The organism is Pseudomonas sp. R3-52-08, assembly GCF_003851745.1.
GTDB lineage: Bacteria > Pseudomonadota > Gammaproteobacteria > Pseudomonadales > Pseudomonadaceae > Aquipseudomonas.
Window position 1 is genome coordinate 2,265,105 of sequence record NZ_CP027730.1, and the last position, 16,466, is coordinate 2,281,570.

A 16,466-nucleotide genomic window follows, 5' to 3' on the forward strand; every position below is an offset into this window, starting at 1 on the left:
TCCTTGCAACAGCGGGACCTCCTACCGCAAGGGTGGGCGTCCCTTGGGTTGACGGAAGGATGAAGGTATGAGGCGGCCGATACGCCATTGACGCACCGCGGTCTTGAAGGCTTTGACCGCCTGGGACGTTGCGGCGATGCCAGCGAACATGGCGGCAGCGTGGTCGGGGTGAGTGGCAGCCGGCATCCGTTAAACCGCATGAGGGACGTACCGGTTTATGGCGGTCAGTACTCATCTAGCAGGAACACTTCGGTAAAGTTCCGGGCTGATTCGGTGAAGATACGGAGGTCGAATCCATCGCCGACGGCGTAGGACGACAGCAGGTAGCCGCCGAGGGCCACGGCCGCACCGTTGTAGCGTCGATGCTCTTCGCGCACATCGTCCCAATCACCGCAGATATGTCGGCGCACATAGGGTAGCGGGTCGAGCCGGTCCTGTCGGATCAGGGCGTCCACAGAGCTGGAAAAGCTCAGGCCGTCCAAGGAAAAACGGGGCTTGGGGGAGCGCACATGGCGCTGCGCAAACACTCCGTGGTGCTGGGTCTCGGTACTTTAGCAGGGCAAATATCCCGACGCGGCGGTCAGCGTCACACTCGCGCCGGGGGAAGGGTGTCGGCCGGCTCTCCGCACGTATCCAATCCAATGGGGACACTTTGTTCGTTGAAGGTAACTGCGCCACTCCTGCTGCGTTGTGCGTTCGGAACGGTTGGTTTCCTTGACCGCAAATAGCAGGTAGCGCACCGCTTCAGGATAACGACGTATTTGGCATGGCGTTTGTTCTTCATGAGGTGCGTGTTGGAACCGTGAGGCTTTTGCCAAAATTATCTAATACATAGCGTTTATCGATGAGGTGATAGCTGCGAAGGCCAACGCTATTTCATCGCGGTCGTGTCTATCAATGCGATACGGCGTGCCGGTAATCGCTTTCAGCGCCGAGAGGACCATTGGCATATTCCGGCATATGCTCGGGTCATCTGCAAATGTCTCAGGCGGGTGAGGATGGCCGTAGGATGTCTGCAACCATGGGGATCCCCAGGGCGCATTGATATCGCCCTTGCTGGCGAATATTGGATCTATGGGCAACGCAGTGGTGCGAGCGATTGCCTGTGGCGATGTAATTATTGTGCGCTACATGCCATGTACGTGCTGGCGAGTTTCCTAGTGCTCTTTTTGGGACTGTCTCGCCGTCAAGACGATTGGTTCAGGGGCTGATCACTGCTGGGGATATATGTCCTAGCGATAATCAGGTTTGTGCATCTGCTTGAGCAGGAGGTAGAACGGCCGGTACGAAAAATCACAGCTCCCGTTATCGTAGATGATCAGGTCCCTTTTATTGTTTGGCTAGGGCAAATGCCTGATGTGAGGCTTTGTTTTAGCCTGGCCCGTACCGAATTGAATCTGCTTCAGCAGTTTTTATCCATTGACCTGTTGCAAATATCTCTAAGCTTAAGTCGAGCGGGGAGAGAAGAATATTTGATTTCAGGTATGTGATTTCCTGACGGGTAGGAGCATTTTTATACATGACGTCTAGTTAGTTGGCCAGCCGTTCTCAGTTGAGATATTTTGCCTTCAATCTGAGTCCGGCCTGCCGCAGGAGCGTAATGGGTGAGCGCGAACCAGGCTGACGCTAAACGATCTTAATCCTGTGGTATACAGAGCTCAGACTGCTCAGACCTCGACGTGCAATCATTCGGTTTTGTGAGTGAAGAAGATATGCCTCTTCAACTCCAATTCTAGCGAAGGCTTAACTGGCTAGTTCAGCTCGTTTTTTAATTAGATTGCTTGAGGTCGTGTCAGGTTTGTGATTTGGCACGTTCGGTAAGCTCAGCGCTTCTTGTGAGAATACATTAAATTTGTCGCTTGATTTAATGCCGGAAATGGCGATATTTATTTCTTTAGCCTTAGCAAGCTGCTCCTGCATAGTGTTTTCAATATTTGATTTTAATTTTAGAATTTTATTGTTTGTGAGTTCTAGGATCGTATTGGTATCGGTGATAACTTTATTTGTCATATGTAACAGCTGTATATGATCGATTCTATCAGCGAGTTCGACCGCATTCTCACGTTGGTTTTGTAGTTCAATAATACTCTTTTCAATAAGATTGGCTTTATATGGAATAGACTGCAGCTCCGAAAAATTTGATTTATATGAGTTTACCAGTGGCTGGGTATTGTCACTAACGAGATCTTCCCTGCGTTCGGCAACCGTAATAACTGAGAGCGCTAAAACTTCTCGGTGATCTAGCAGGCTACTTTCCAGAGTCTTGATTTCGGTATTTTTCCTTGACATCTTCCCCTCAAGCGCTGAAATGCTTCTATCGGCATTACCCCAGGCTGGCGACAGTGAGCCCCGCTCACCATACATGTCGATTATGTTGCTTTTAGTTTTTTGATGCGAAGCTATTTTTTGCTTAATAGCATATTTATCCCCATTCAAGTTATTGATTTTTTCTTCTAGTTTAAGGATGTTGGAAAAACCACTACCCAACTCATTCAAAACCCCCCCAACTTCAGCTCTGAATTCAATACCTATATTGTTGTAAAGAATAGAATTTGAAATTTTCTGCACATGCTCATGGTGCCCATTCATCATTTTCTGCAGTCCAGTCAGTTCATTTTTCGCTTGGGTTATTCCTTTGTTGTATATTTCTACAGCGCTAAGTGCATGCGTCTTCGCAAGATTTGTATTGACCTCTTGAGGCATAAACTGCTTCAGTTCAGGGTGCTTTCCAACTTTCCTCGAAAGTAACTTTACGATTTTTTCGGGAATGTTTTGTGTTTCTTTCAGGCCCTCAGCAATACGTAACGTTCTGCCTGAAGAAATGTTGCCTCCCGTTATATTGTGAAACTTGATGCTGATACGATCTGTGACACTTAGCGACATAAATTCCCACTTGTTCGATTCGTTAATTGATGAGCCAGGCAAGTACTAAACTATTTAAATTTCTCCAATATTTCAGTAATAGAGTTAAGTCCATATGCTTGGCTGTGGCGAAGCAGCATTAAATTGTGTTTTGGGGCCTGGGTAGAGTATAAAGTCGCATAGGTCAGTAAATTCCGTCAGGTATTTTCTATTGTGTCAGCCAAAAAACTTAAAGTTGCATAAAGCGATTCAGCTAGCATTGCTCTTGCGTCTAGTTAAACCTCGGTTTTTAATACCTGCATGAATGATGCGTATGAATGAAACCATCCTTGAGGATGTGGGATTTCTAACGCGGTTCAATTTTTGAGTAGTGCCTTCGCTAAGAGTATGAGACGCTTCTCGATTCAGCAAGGAAATTTCTATATAGTGCATGGAGGTTTCTGTGGGCTCGCATGTTCATAGCAGCACAGGTCTGTGCATAATCACACTTTGGAAAATATGACATCTAACTCCTCGTAACATGTGTCCATTCTAATTTTTTATTCGTGTGCGGAAGGGGTGCGATTGTTCTATTGGTGGAATACGTCCGCTGCAGTTGCAGTTGTGATAACTGCTCCCCTGAGACGTCTGCGTTGAAATTTCTCATGGGGCAAGGGAAATTTCCGAAGCGATTATAGGGGTTTCTCGATAGAGCGGCAGGTATTTGCATGCAATAATTAATGAGCTGGCCGATGGTGTATTGTTAACGTTGCTTATGGCCGCCGTCAGGAGCAACAAGGTGAAAGCTGCCTCTACGGTTAGAGAGCGGTCGAGCAATGATTTAGTAATCTCTTAATTATGTGTTCAGGTTCCCCGGGGAAGAATTGTTTCGTATCTTGCGGATGGGTGGGGGCAGGTTTCAGTGATGGACGAGCTGGGTAGATCATCATACTTTTTTGGTGTCATCATAATCTACTCAAGTTTTATTGCTGATTAATAAGTATGCTTATGTTTGCTTATGTTTGCTTATGTTTGCTTATGTTTGCTTATGTTTGCTTAGGTTGATGGGTATCAATATGTCTATATATGAAGGTTCTTCCGTACGTACGGGAAGCTCATGGCCTACAGATTTCGCATCGGTCAAAGATGGGCTTTTTGCTTGGCGTTTGACTGTCGGGACTGAAGACATATCCCTAATCAATGTTTCATCTGAGGACGCATGCCAAGAGCACTACGATTTTTCCGCCGGGTGGCACGGCTTGCTGGTCGGCACCGGGTTTGAGGTGATTTGCGGTGCAGGCCATGTGCAGTCTGTGAGCCTCGCTACGTTGGCTCGATTGCAGTTGTTCATTGATCAGTCGGGAGTGCTGCCTGGCGAAGATGTAATTACATCGCAGTCGTTTAATTCTATTGCCCTGGAAATTACCAACTGGCAATCAGATATTGAGTCTTGGTACCTAGAGCAAGGTTGGTGTGCTTCGCACAGTTATTTGCGGTTGGCGGCCTACCTGCGCCGAACGGAGGCCTATGGGTTGGTCAGCTTTTTATGGGGTAGTGGCACCGGTGCCGAAAAGTTGCACAGTTTGGCCAAGCGTTATGGGGTGTCAGTGCCTCATTTTCGCCGCTTATGCCGTCGAGTTATTGGGAAAACCACCAAAACCCAATTGCGTGATTGGCGTCTTGCCCGTGCATTAATGGATTTGACAGAAGGTAAACATACGCTTGTCGAGATTGCTTTGAATCACGGCTTTTCTTCTTCCGCACATTTTTCTCGGGAAATGAGTGAGCTGCTTGGGGTGTCACCGCGAGGCTTGTCTGATATCACCAAGTTGGCAGCTAAATGAACAGTGTTATAATGAAGTTACATACTAGATTAGGCTTGGGGTTTTTGTTTTTTCTAACCTCGGTTACCAGTGTATATGCCGCTGACGGGTACGTTGCGCGGCAAGATAATTTGCGAACCTTTTTTGAGGCCTTCTCAGGCGAGCTGGGGAAGCCGGTGGTCGTGAGTAAAGGCGCTGCACGCCGAACAATTACCGGAGAGTTCGTATTCAAGCAGCCTGAGGTTTTGCTAGGAAAGCTGTCTCGACAAATGGGCTTGATCTGGTATGACGATGGTCAATCGATCTATTTGTATGAGGCCTCTGAGGCAAAGAGAGCGGTTGTTTCCTTGCATAATATAACAGTGACGAAGCTCAATGCTTTTCTGCGACGTTCTGGCCTGGATGATGCGCGGTTCCCTTTACGCAGCGATGGTCTACGTACTTTTTATATTTCCGGGCCACCCATTTACGTAGATTTGATTAGCCAAGCTGCCAAGCTGATGGATGAGAACAGCTCGGATCTTGAACTGGGGCGACAGCGTATTGGCGTGATTCGTCTGCAGAATACATTCGTCGGCGACCGCTCGTATGCGCTGCGTGACAACAATGTGGTCATTCCCGGTATGGCAACCGTTATTGAGGGTTTGTTGCGTAATGAGCAGCGGGCGGTTGAGGGGGTGGATTCGACCCGACCGGGCTCAACAAAGCTGTCGGATTTTACGCTGAAGGAGCTGGCAGAGAAAGCTCCGCAAGACGCGAGCGAACTGCCCCGTATTATTCCAAGGGAACTAGCGGCCGGGAATATTCGTGTCATGGCTTATCCAGATAATAACAGCCTTTTGGTCAAGGGCTTGCCTGAACAAGTGCGCTTTATAGAAAATCTTGTAGGGGCCCTAGATGAAGAGAAACGCCATGTTGAACTTGCGTTGTGGATTATTGATCTGCAAAAAGAAGATCTTGATCAGTTAGGCGTGAGCTGGCAGGGCTCGGCAAACTTAGGTGGGAATATCTCTGTTTCCCTAAATGGAGGTTCCCTCAGTACCCTAGATGGTCAGAGCTTCGTCGCATCGGTGCTTGCACTGGAGCGAAAAGACCGGGCTCGTGTGGTTTCACGTCCCGTGTTACTTACCCAGGAAAATACGCCGGCCATCTTTGATAATAATCGTACGTTCTATACGCAGCTGATCGGTGAACGCAGTGTGGAGCTGCAGCACATAACGTACGGTACCTTGGTCAGCGTGTTGCCACGGTTCTCTGCTGATAATCAGATCGAAATGTCGTTGAGTATTGAAGACGGCAATGAAGTTAAGCAGGCAGAAAACGGAACCCAAGGTGCTATTTTACCTACAGTAGGGCGCACCCATATTAGTACAGTGGCGCGTGTGCCTGCTGGTAAAAGCCTGTTGGTGGGTGGTTACACTCGAGACGAGAGCGGTGAGCAAATAGGGCGGATCCCTGTGCTCGGTTCTATTCCGTTTATTGGGCGCTTGTTTAGTTATCGGCAGTCCCGGCAAACGAATACTGTTCGGGTCTTTTTGATCGAACCGAAGGAAATCACTTCCCCTCTTGAATCACATGGAGATGTGCTGACTGGGACAGCGAACTCCGGGCGTTGGGGTGCAGAGGATGCCAAGCTTCTGAAGGCGTTAGGCCGCTGATGGTTACCTCTATACCCTCGGCCGGGCGCTCTCCTCAGCATCAACAGCAACTGCATATCAAGCGAGAAAGTCGAGAAGCGAAAGCGCAACAGTCTCAGGCAGCGGCCGAGAATGGAGCTGATTCCCAGATTGAGGACACCTCGCCAGGCGCGCAACTGCAAAAATTTATGCAGAGCGTTGATGAGCTTTCAACAGGGATGCGCAGTTTGTTGAATCGTCGTCGCTTTGAGAGCAAAGGAGAAAGTCTTAGCGATAGTTTTGAGCGTGTACTCGAAGAAGACCTTCTTCCGAGGGTCCAACAGATTTTAAGTATTGCCAAATCGGGCGGGCAGTCGCTTGAACTATTGCTTCAAAAAGCACGTAGCCTGTTCGCTGATGACAGCGACCTGGCGCTGGTTCTGAGTGAATTATTGCGGCGTCGAAATCTGGATAAGGCTCAGCGCAAACAGCTTGAGCAGATGCTGGAAACATTGGTGGCCCAAGCGCCGCCCAAGCGTCTGCGGGCGGGTATCAATTGCGCGTTGAAGGCAAAACTGTTTGGCAAGGCAATGGCTCTCAAGCCGGGTTTTTTGCGCCAAAGCTACCGTGAGTTTCTTGAAAATGAACATGGGCCAGTCTTGGACTATGAAAATTGGATCGCGCTGTATGGTTATACGCAGCGTACCATCGTGCTGGATTTTATCGAGGCGGCGCTGCTAACCGATATAGATGCTCAGGAACCGAGCTGTTCTAAAACTGAGTTTGGCGAGCTACTGAAGAAGCTGAATCAGCTCAAATGCCTACGCTCGGCTGATCTTCTATTCGTGGGACGGATGCTCGGAGACGAAATAACCAGGCGTTACAACGGCTGCGAGTCTGACTGGTTGCTGTTCCTTATTGGCTTGTTGCAGGCGCCCGAAGAGTTGGACGAATTGCTGTATGGAGTGCTAGGGGAGGCGGTGATTCTGGCTGAACCGCATCAACGCGCGGCTTTACTGGGGGCGGTGCGACGCGGATGTTCTCTTTTGCCGCCAGCATTATACGAGGATGACGAGATACCTGGTTTGCTGCAAGAGCGGTTTGAGGTCTTGATGAGCATCGCTTTTGAAACGGAAGTCTTAGCCCGGCGGCGCTGCTGCCCGAAAGTTTATAACGTGGAAGCACTACGCTCTTATGTTTAATTCTTTGCTACGCAATATTCAGTCGCGTCCGGAATTGTTGATCCTGACATTGATGATCATGATCATCGCCATGTTGATCATTCCACTGCCAACACCGTTGGTGGACTTTCTAATTGGCTTGAATATCGTCATTTCCATTTTGGTGTTCATGGGTTCTTTCTATATTGAGAGGATTCTTAATTACTCGACATTCCCTTCGTTGCTGTTGATTACAACCTTGTTTCGCTTGGCGTTGTCCATCAGCACCAGTCGCTTGATTCTCACGCAGGCTGACGCAGGCGATATCGTTGCGTCGTTCGGCCAGTTTGTGATTGGCGACAGCCTAGTGGTGGGGTTCGTCATTTTCTCAATTGTGACGGTGGTGCAGTTCATCGTCATTACAAAGGGTTCGGAGCGGGTTGCAGAGGTTGCAGCGCGGTTTTCCCTTGATGCGATGCCTGGCAAGCAAATGAGTATCGACGGCGATCTTAAGGCCGGGGCAATCACCTCTGACGAGGCGAGCGAACGAAGAAGTGTGCTGGAGCGTGAAAGTCAGCTGTATGGCTCATTTGACGGCGCCATGAAGTTTATCAAAGGCGATGCTATCGCCGGGATAATCATCATTTTCGTCAACTTCATCGGCGGTATCGCCGTCGGTATGGCGCAGCTGGGGATGGACCTTTCAACCGCGCTTTCGACATTCACCATGCTGACCATCGGCGATGGATTAGTCGCCCAAATACCGGCTTTGCTCATCGCTATCAGCGCTGGCTTTATTGTGACCCGCGTCAATGGTGATGATGCGAATCTAGGTCGAAACATTGTTGCCCAGGTACTTGGCCATCCATTTGTGATCGGCGTAACTGCGGTGTTGGCCCTGGCTGTAGGCTTGCTTCCTGGTTTCCCTACACTGACATTTGCCGTACTGGCACTGGCGCTGGGGTTATTACTTTTTTTCCGTCACAGGGCTACGCTCAAGGCGCAGACCGGTATCTCATCCGATTCGGGTACGGCAGAGGGTAGTGCCAGAGAGGAAGGTGCACTGGGTTTGATCGAAGATTTGGAAGCCACTGCGAGTGAAACCGTTCCTCTTATTCTCTTGGTCGCACCGACGCAAATAGAAGACTTGCGCGTGCACCGCCTTGGAGAGCGCATACGTAGCCAGTTCTTTATCGATTATGGAGTGCGTATCCCCGACTTGAGCCTGCGAAGTGTCGAAAATATGCCCGTTGACCAGGTATGTGTACTGATCAACGAGGTGCGCGCAGATCAGTTCGATATTCATTTTGAGCGGTTGCGCGTCCTTAACCATTCTGATGAGCTTGAAGGTCTGGGGCTGGACCTTACGGTGGGTCAGGACAGTAATAAGCAGGTCTCGATTTGGGCGGGGATGGAAGACAAGACACGTCTCGTCGCGCTGGGTTACGACCTGAGGCCTGCCTACGATGAAACCTATCATTGCCTGGTTGCGCTTTTGGCGCGCAACGTCAACGAGTTCTTTGGCGTGCAGGAAACCAAGACATTACTTGACCAGTTAGAGGCTAAATATCCCGACTTGCTCAAGGAAGTCTATCGGCATGCCAGCGTGCAGAAAATCGCTGAAATCCTACAGCGTTTGCTCTCTGAGCGTATTTCAGTACGCAATATGAAGCTCATTTTGGAAAGCATCGCCCACTGGGCCTCTCGAGAAAAAGATGTATTGACGTTAGTGGAACACGTACGTGGGGCATTAGCGCGTTACATCAGTAATAAATTTACCGTGCAGGGTAAGTTGCGGGCCCTGATGTTATCGGCAGACTTTGAGGATGTAGTGCGTAAGGGCATTCGGCAAACGTCAAATGGTACTTTTCTAAACTTGGAGCCCACCGACAGTGATGGATTGTTGGATCGCCTAGTGCTGTCCATGGATCGAGTTAAAATTCCGCACAAGGATATGGTGATTCTCTGTTCTGTCGACGTGCGTCGCTATATTAAGCGTCTTGTTGAAGCGCGTTATCGGGAATTAGATGTTATGTCCTTTGGTGAAATTTCCGACAGTGTGTCGGTTGATGTTCTACAACAGATATAAGGATAAGTCATGAATTTAGATATTGGTGTGCTCGTACGAGGAGCGTTGGAACATAGTGGCTGTACTGGGGGCCAGATCGGTAATTTTGATGGTTACTCTACTATTGCCTTGGAGCTGGACGGGCTGCCGAGCGTTTATATTGGTTCAGAAAATAATGACTTTTGGATCTGGTCTGAACTGGGTGAGTTTTCTGCTTCCCAGATATCCTACTGTTCGGATGCGCTGCTGACTGAGTTGATGCGTGCTTGCGACTATGCGCGTCCTCGGCAGGCACAGCTGCTGAATCTTGATGGTGTGTTGGAACTGCGAGTATTGCTCGGTGAGATGGCATTGGGCGATCCCCAACATATGGCCGCGGCGCTCGATCAATTCCTAGAAAGTCTTACAAATTGCAGTGAAGCTCTTCGTCGGTGAAGCGTAGCACAATACTGCGCTGCGGCGCTCATCCACAACGAGCCGCGGGGCCGATCCTAGAGGCGCGTTTACGCAATGTGGTTATTGGCGAGCTCTGTGAGGTGCGGCGACACTGGTTGGATGAGACGTCCGTCGCTAAGGCGCAAGTCATAGGCTTTCGCGCGGATACGGTTTTACTGAGCCTGTTGGGTGAAGCGCGAGGTTTATCCCGCGAATCCATCTTATTGCCCACGGGGGGGGGCGCCCAGCTCAATTGCAGCGCGCAATTATTGGGCACGGTCATTGATGCCAGTGGTCAAGTTGTCGAACGTCTGTCGGAGCCGGCAAGCGGCAGGGAGAGCGTGCTTCTACCACTGGACGCTGACCCTCCGCCTTACTTTCAGCGCCGATCAGTGCGTGAACCGCTGATAACCGGCATACGCACGATCGATGGCGTTTTAACCTGCGGTGTCGGGCAACGCGTGGGCATTTTTGCATCCGCCGGTTCGGGTAAGACTTCCTTGATGAATATGTTAATTGAACATTGTCAGGCGGATGTCTTCGTCATCGGTTTGATCGGCGAGCGAGGTCGTGAAGTGACGGAGTTTGTCGAGGCATTGCGCCTTTCACCCAAGCGCAGTCGCTGCATAGTCGTTTATGCAACCTCTGATCAAGCATCCGTTGATCGCTGTAATGCTGCGCTGCTGGCAACCACCGTTGCCGAATACTTTCGCGATCAAGGGGGGAGGGTAGTGTTGTTCCAAGACTCCATGACACGTTATGCCAGGGCACGGCGAGACCTGGCACTGGCGGCGGGTGAGGCACCCGCTCGGCGGGGTTATCCAGCCTCTGTATTCGATTGTTTACCGCGCCTGCTGGAACGGCCAGGCGTAACAGAGAGCGGTAGCATCACGGCCTTTTGCACGGTACTGCTGGAAAGCGATGACGAACCTGATCCTATTGCTGAGGAGATCCGCTCTATCCTCGACGGTCATATCTACCTCAGCCGTACACTTGCGGAAAAAGGCCAGTACCCCGCGATCGATTTATTACGCAGTGCCAGTCGGGTTGCGGCTCAAGTTACTGATACAGACCATCAGCGCTTGGCAGCGAAATTGCGGGAGATGCTCGGGCGTCTTGACGATCTGCAGATACTGATCGATCTAGGCGAGTACAAGCCTGGGCTCGATGCTAAAAATGATTTCGTCATGGACCGTTCGGAGGCAATACGCGAATGGTTGTCCCAACCTATGGCTGAAGAGTGTGCGTGGAGCGAGACACTGGATAGTTTGCAATGCTTGGTGAGTTGATTTTCCCCAATCAATATCCAATCAAGACTTAAAGCGGCTTGACCCCCCAGTATTAGCTGCCGAGAAAGGCGGATACAGGAGCAGCTGTGAGCCATATTCATGGTATGACCCGCTTGCTGCGAGGTGTGGCGCAGCGCCAACGGCGCCACGAGGCCAACATGGCTCGGATTAGTGAGCGCATAACGCGTCTTTCAAGGCAAGTAGATGAAATGGATGAGCGTGTATGTAGTTTGAAGGCGTTATTAGCTTCTCATGATCCGAGCTCAAAACGGCTGGACAGGGGAGAGCTGTTCGAGGTCCAGCGCCGCCAAGCAGTTATTCGTCGCCAGATGCATGTGCTCGCCTTAGAGCGTTCTCGGTTGCTGGCCGATAAGCAGATAGTAGAACCGGAACTGGCCAACGCCCGTGAAGCGTACCTAGTGTGTGTGAAAAAGCAGCAGAAATACCAACATCGGCTGGTGCAACTTAAGCGTGCGCGTAGGCTCGCCGCATTGTGCCGTGATGAACTAGAACAGGAGGAGCTAACCCCATGGGCGAAGTAAATATCCCCCCGTCCCCCAGCATTAAAGTGGTCCCACTGTCTGTTGAGGGTGACGCTATTGCGGATCAGCTCGACCAAGCTCTAGAGTTCGCAGTTAGGGAGGATGACTTGATAAAAGACCAAGTTGATCAACTGCCGGAAACATTGAGAGCGCTGTTGGCGCATGTCCCTGTTGTCTTCGCGGGCGGCGACCAAAATATGCTGGATAAGGCGCAAAAAGTACAGGTGAGTGTCGATGTACAAAAGAGTCCATTGAGCTCGATAAAAGCACCGGCAAATACGCAAGCACTGGAATCAGATGTTCACCACTCAAAGTTCGCAGTAGATTCGTTCCAACAGGTGGAGAGCCCAGCGCCGCGCTTGAAGTTTCATCGGCCAGCGCTTGAACGTTTTGTAGAGGCGGGCGCTGCCGCCTCTAAGGTGAAAAGGATCGCCGTGGAAAAGCCAGTACATGAGCGAGTTTCGGCAGCGATACCAGTAATGAATGGCCCCGTGGAACGGGCATCGGGTGACCAGGTGGTTATTCACCAAGGCCTCGACGTCTGGAGCTTAGCCACAGCGCAAACCGCGACTAATGACACCCCATCACAACCTGAGCTTGTCCAGTCGATCCCTGCTGCGCGGTCAGGCGCTTACTTGAGTATTGGAAGTACTCCCTCCGAAATCGTCGGGCCTCAGCCGCGTACGCAGCTCCCAGGGGAGCAGCGCATACAAACGGAAGCTGCACCGATCGAAGGGGGGAGCAAACTCGTTTATGAGTTCAACTCTCCAAAAGCGTTTGGCCAAGTGGTGGTGCAACGACAGGAGCATGATTCCGGCATGCGGCTACAGATCAGTAGCAATGATCCAGGGCTTCATCGTGAGCTATTACACCACTTTCCGGCGGCGCGTGAGCCCTCCTGGCGATTGACTCAGGATCAAGGCCAGGGCGGAGGAAACGGGCATCGCTACGAAGAAGAAGAGTCGGCCGAGGAGCAAAGCGGATGAGACAATTGTCCTTGCGTCGTTACGATCCGAAAGAGCGCAACGACGAGCGTCTACTTGCACTTTGGGGTTCTGCTGGTAATGAGTTGAAGGCCGCTTCACTGTGCTCTGCTACGCAGTATTTGCATTTCGAGGCCGAGGCGCTGCAAGGCCGCTGGCGTGGTCTGTTGGAACCCCGTGAATGGCTGGCTGCGGCAGTACCTGGCCTCGCAGGCTATGCGCCGCAGGGGGTAACTAACGAACGTATTGTTGAATTATTTGCTGCATCGCCCCAACCGCTGGACTTGCCGTTTAATGAGTTGGCGATTAAACGTGTTATTTCGTGCGAGATACAAAGAGGAGCGGACTACGGCGTTAAAAAATTACCCAGTATACAGACCCCATTTGGTCAACTTTGGTTATCGGCCTTGCCTGAGATATTCACACCGATGAATAACTCGCTTGAGCACAGACTAACGAAATTATCTTTTCCTATAAGTGTGGTACTTGGCTATACCGACGTGAGTATGCCTATCCTGCGTCGATTGGCTAAGGGCGGCGTACTGTTACTGGCCGATAAGGCGCAATACTTCATCATGGCGGGCCGTCGCCTTGGCCACTTTGATCTAACCGGAGAGGGAATACAGGTGCACACGCTCGAAAAGACACATGAAAAAAACAGGCTTAATCCGGTCGTTGATCTGGGGCATTTACCGGTGCGCCTGGAGTTTGTGCTGCAAGAAAGCGTACTTGACCTCAGCGAGCTGAAAGCACTGAACGAAGGAGGGATTCTGCCCCTCGTGCCAGGTGCTGAGCGGAGTGTTGAGCTGCGAGCCAATGGCCTTCGCTTGGCGCGAGGAGAATTAGTTCAACTCGATGGCAGCCTGGGCGTTGAGTTAATGGAGTTGTTTATTGAAGGTAACGAGCATGTCGAATGACATCTCAATGATTGCACTGCTGTCGTTCGCGACACTGTTGCCATTTCTGATTGCGTCAGGAACCTGCTATATAAAGTTTTCGATCGTTTTCGTCATGCTGCGTAACGCCTTAGGGTTGCAACAAGTACCCTCAAATATGACATTGAACGGCGTTGCGTTGCTGCTCTCGTTTTTCGTAATGATGCCAGTGGTGCAGTCAGCTTATAGCTATTACCAGGAGCACCCGGTTAGTTTCAACAGCGTCGACGCAGTCGTCGAGTTCACCGATACCGGTCTGCAGGAATACCGTGCCTATTTGGAAAAATACACCGATCCTGAGTTAACGCATTTTTTTGAACGCGCCCAGCTTGAGCGAGAGGATCGAGTAGAGAGAGAGCAAGGTTATGCCGACGCCGAGGCGCCGCGTGCCTCTTTATTTTCGTTGTTGCCAGCTTATGCGCTAAGCGAAATAAAAAGTGCCTTTAAAATCGGATTTTATTTGTATCTTCCCTTTGTCATTGTCGATCTTGTAATTTCAAGTATCTTGCTGGCGTTGGGGATGATGATGATGAGTCCGGTAATTATATCGGTCCCGATAAAGCTCATTCTATTCGTTGCATTGGATGGCTGGACCCTGCTTTCCACAGGGCTGATTGGTCAATATCTTGAATTGACTTTTTAGGGAGACGCCCAATGAACGATTTGGTGTTTGTCGGGAACAAAACGCTTTATTTGATCCTCATGCTTTCTGCCCCTCCCGTGATTGCCGCGACGGTGGTGGGGTTGCTGGTTGGTTTGTTCCAGACAGTGACCCAGTTGCAAGAACAGACGCTCCCCTTCGGTTTCAAATTGCTGACGGTCAGTTTATGTATGTTTATGTTGTCTGGCTGGTACGGGCAAACGTTGCTTAACTTTTCTCGTGAAGCGTTCCGCTTGGCGTTGCGCCATACAGGTTAATGTATGGTATTGCCCTTATTCTTCGATTTACATCTCTGGTTGGCCGGGGCGGCCCTTGGGTTTGCACGATTGGCCCCGGTGTTTTTCATGCTGCCATTCCTCAATAGCGGTGTGCTATCCGGTGTGGCTCGTAACGCTGTAATTGTGCTGGTGGCATTTGCGCTTTGGCCGTATTCCGCTGCTGAGTTGCCGGCCATGGATAGCTTGCACTACATGGGGTTGATGCTGCGTGAGGCAGGCGTCGGCGTGCTCCTCGGCTGCTTACTTTGCTGGCCGTTCTGGGCATTGCATGCCCTCGGTTGTCTGATTGATAACCAGCGCGGGGCCATGCTGAGCAGTACTGTAGACCCCGCTAATGGTGTGGATACCTCAGAACTGGCGAACTTCTTCAATTTATTTGCAGCGGCGGTTTACCTTGAAGGTGGCGGCTTGCTGCTGATGGTTGAAACGTTGAAAGCAAGTTATCACCTCTGCGATCCTTTGGGGGCATGCCTGCCTGGCCTCCCGCCTGTATTAGGAATGCTTGACGGCTTGGTCACCCGTAGCCTGTTATTGAGTGCACCCGTCGTAACCGTACTATTGCTCAGTGAAGTCGTGCTCGGCTTGTTGTCGCGTTTTGCACCTCAGATGAACGCTTTCTCAGTGTCGCTGACGATTAAAGGCAGTATCGCACTATTGATGGTTCTGTTGTATTTCGGTGCTTACTTGCCAGATGAAATTCTCCGACTCGCTCATAATTCACTTGGGTTTGCTTCTTGGATAGACGCGGGAGTCGATTAAATGTCTGCGTCTTCAAAAACCGAGAAGCCCACAGCAAAACGCCTACGGGACGCCGCAAAGCGCGGCCAGACATTTAAGTCCAAAGACTTGGTGACTACCTGTTTGATGCTGTGCGGCATTACCTTTTTAGTGGGCAGCGTATCGTTGCTGGAATTAATGGCGCTCTACCGGCGCTATATTCAAAGCGGTTTCAGCCTGGCCCCATCGGTCTACATAACGGACCTTGCTTTACACGCGTTTAAAGTTGTGGCGCCTATCATACTGGTTTGCTTGCTTGCGTCCGGCCTGCCGAGTTTATTGCTCAGTGGGTTCCAGTTAGCCTCCGAAGCGCTGAAGTTGAACCTGGGGGCCCTCAACCCAGTAAATGGTTTTAAAAAGCTATTCAGCCTGCGTACCGTCAAGGAAGCGATTAAATCGCTGTTATACCTCATCAGCTTTGTTGTCGCGGTAAGCGTTACTTGGCAGGTTGTACGTGATCGGATTTTTTCGCTCGTCTACGCGCCCCTTGGAGGGCTATTTGCTATATGGGGCAGTCTCTTACTTTCATTGATGCTTATATGGCTTGCCTGCATTGTACTGATCGTACTGCTGGATATGTTGATCGAATATTTCCTGTTCATCAAGGAACATCGAATGGATAAGCAGTCGGTAAAGAATGAGCATAAGGAGCAAGAAGGCAGCCCTGAAACGAAAGGTCGGCGCCGCGAACTGCATCGAGAGTTACTGTCCGAGCAGATCAAATCAGATATACGCAACTCCAAGGTAGTCATTGCTAATCCTACCCATATTGCGGTGGGTATTTATATGAACCCAGAAGTACTGCCCATTCCTTTTATCTCCGTGATGGAAACCAATCAGCGAGCCTTGGCGGTGCGTCGTTACGCTGAAAAAGTGGGGGTGCCAGTGGTGGCTGATGTGGCGTTGGCGCGGCGTATCTTCAAAACGCACACGCGTTACAGCCTGATCAAACTGGACGAGGTCGAGCAAGTGCTGCGGCTGTTGCTGTGGCTTGAGCAGGTGGAAAACGCCTGAGCCCTCCGTATGAGTGATTTGTGAATGAACCAAAAGCTAGAGCT

At 50.5% G+C, this 16,466-nt stretch carries 16 protein-coding genes; 13 read left to right on the top strand and 3 right to left on the bottom strand.

The annotated features are described in order from the left end of the window. Nucleotides 1-21 precede the first annotated feature (21 nt). From C4J91_RS27540 to C4J91_RS10580, 3 genes are all read right to left on the bottom strand, one after another. Entirely contained in the window at nt 22-186 is a 165-nt protein-coding gene (locus tag C4J91_RS27540) for a hypothetical protein (protein ID WP_164484525.1), read from the bottom strand. A gap of 38 nt (nt 187-224) precedes the next feature. Beyond that, nucleotides 225-527 (bottom strand): hypothetical protein, encoded by a 303-nt coding sequence (locus C4J91_RS27545; protein ID WP_124403744.1) that lies wholly within the window; start codon nt 525-527, stop codon nt 225-227. Between the two features lie 1,216 nt (nt 528-1,743). Then, nucleotides 1,744-2,883, bottom strand: a complete 1,140-nt coding sequence (locus C4J91_RS10580; protein ID WP_124362252.1) for a hypothetical protein — start codon at nt 2,881-2,883, stop codon at nt 1,744-1,746. Nucleotides 2,884-3,917: 1,034 nt separating this feature from the next. On the opposite strand from C4J91_RS10580, the gene C4J91_RS10585 reads away from it, so the two are divergent. The 13 genes from C4J91_RS10585 (at nt 3,918) to C4J91_RS10645 (ending at nt 16,422) form a co-directional block, all read left to right on the top strand. Beyond that, nucleotides 3,918-4,685 (top strand): helix-turn-helix domain-containing protein, encoded by a 768-nt coding sequence (locus tag C4J91_RS10585; protein ID WP_164484526.1) that lies wholly within the window; start codon nt 3,918-3,920, stop codon nt 4,683-4,685. After that, nucleotides 4,682-6,322, top strand: coding sequence for a type III secretion system outer membrane ring subunit SctC (gene sctC / locus C4J91_RS10590; RefSeq protein WP_218565846.1), 1,641 nt, complete (start codon nt 4,682-4,684; stop codon nt 6,320-6,322). Before C4J91_RS10585 ends, sctC begins: the two co-directional genes overlap by 4 nt. Continuing rightward, nucleotides 6,322-7,482 (top strand): type III secretion system gatekeeper subunit SctW, encoded by a 1,161-nt coding sequence (gene sctW / locus C4J91_RS10595; RefSeq protein WP_256660165.1) that lies wholly within the window; start codon nt 6,322-6,324, stop codon nt 7,480-7,482. Before sctC ends, sctW begins: the two co-directional genes overlap by 1 nt. Continuing rightward, nucleotides 7,475-9,529, top strand: coding sequence for an EscV/YscV/HrcV family type III secretion system export apparatus protein (locus C4J91_RS10600; RefSeq protein WP_124362255.1), 2,055 nt, complete (start codon nt 7,475-7,477; stop codon nt 9,527-9,529). Before sctW ends, C4J91_RS10600 begins: the two co-directional genes overlap by 8 nt. 9 nt (nt 9,530-9,538) lie before the next feature. Next, nucleotides 9,539-9,943: a hypothetical protein gene (locus C4J91_RS10605; protein WP_124362256.1), complete on the top strand. Its 405-nt coding sequence runs from the start codon at nt 9,539-9,541 to the stop codon at nt 9,941-9,943. Continuing rightward, nucleotides 9,940-11,232 (top strand): type III secretion system ATPase SctN, encoded by a 1,293-nt coding sequence (sctN, locus tag C4J91_RS10610; protein WP_124362257.1) that lies wholly within the window; start codon nt 9,940-9,942, stop codon nt 11,230-11,232. The genes C4J91_RS10605 and sctN overlap by 4 nt, the downstream gene beginning before the upstream one ends. Before the next feature lie 86 nt (nt 11,233-11,318). After that, entirely contained in the window at nt 11,319-11,774 is a 456-nt protein-coding gene (locus tag C4J91_RS10615; protein WP_124362258.1) for a hypothetical protein, read from the top strand. Next, complete coding sequence (locus C4J91_RS10620; RefSeq protein WP_124362259.1) at nt 11,762-12,760, top strand: hypothetical protein; 999 nt, start codon at nt 11,762-11,764, stop codon at nt 12,758-12,760. The genes C4J91_RS10615 and C4J91_RS10620 overlap by 13 nt, the downstream gene beginning before the upstream one ends. Further along, a complete protein-coding gene (locus C4J91_RS10625; RefSeq protein WP_124362260.1) occupies nt 12,757-13,674 on the top strand; it encodes a FliM/FliN family flagellar motor switch protein in 918 nt (305 codons plus the stop codon). The genes C4J91_RS10620 and C4J91_RS10625 overlap by 4 nt, the downstream gene beginning before the upstream one ends. Beyond that, on the top strand, nt 13,664-14,335 hold the full coding sequence (locus C4J91_RS10630) for an EscR/YscR/HrcR family type III secretion system export apparatus protein (protein ID WP_124362261.1): 672 nt from the start codon (nt 13,664-13,666) through the stop codon (nt 14,333-14,335). The genes C4J91_RS10625 and C4J91_RS10630 overlap by 11 nt, the downstream gene beginning before the upstream one ends. A gap of 11 nt (nt 14,336-14,346) precedes the next feature. After that, nucleotides 14,347-14,610, top strand: a complete 264-nt coding sequence (locus tag C4J91_RS10635) for an EscS/YscS/HrcS family type III secretion system export apparatus protein (RefSeq protein ID WP_124362262.1) — start codon at nt 14,347-14,349, stop codon at nt 14,608-14,610. A 3-nt stretch (nt 14,611-14,613) separates the two neighbouring features. Then, nucleotides 14,614-15,390: a type III secretion system export apparatus subunit SctT gene (gene sctT, locus C4J91_RS10640; RefSeq protein WP_124362263.1), complete on the top strand. Its 777-nt coding sequence runs from the start codon at nt 14,614-14,616 to the stop codon at nt 15,388-15,390. Further along, entirely contained in the window at nt 15,391-16,422 is a 1,032-nt protein-coding gene (locus tag C4J91_RS10645; protein ID WP_124362264.1) for an EscU/YscU/HrcU family type III secretion system export apparatus switch protein, read from the top strand. Nucleotides 16,423-16,466 lie beyond the last annotated feature (44 nt).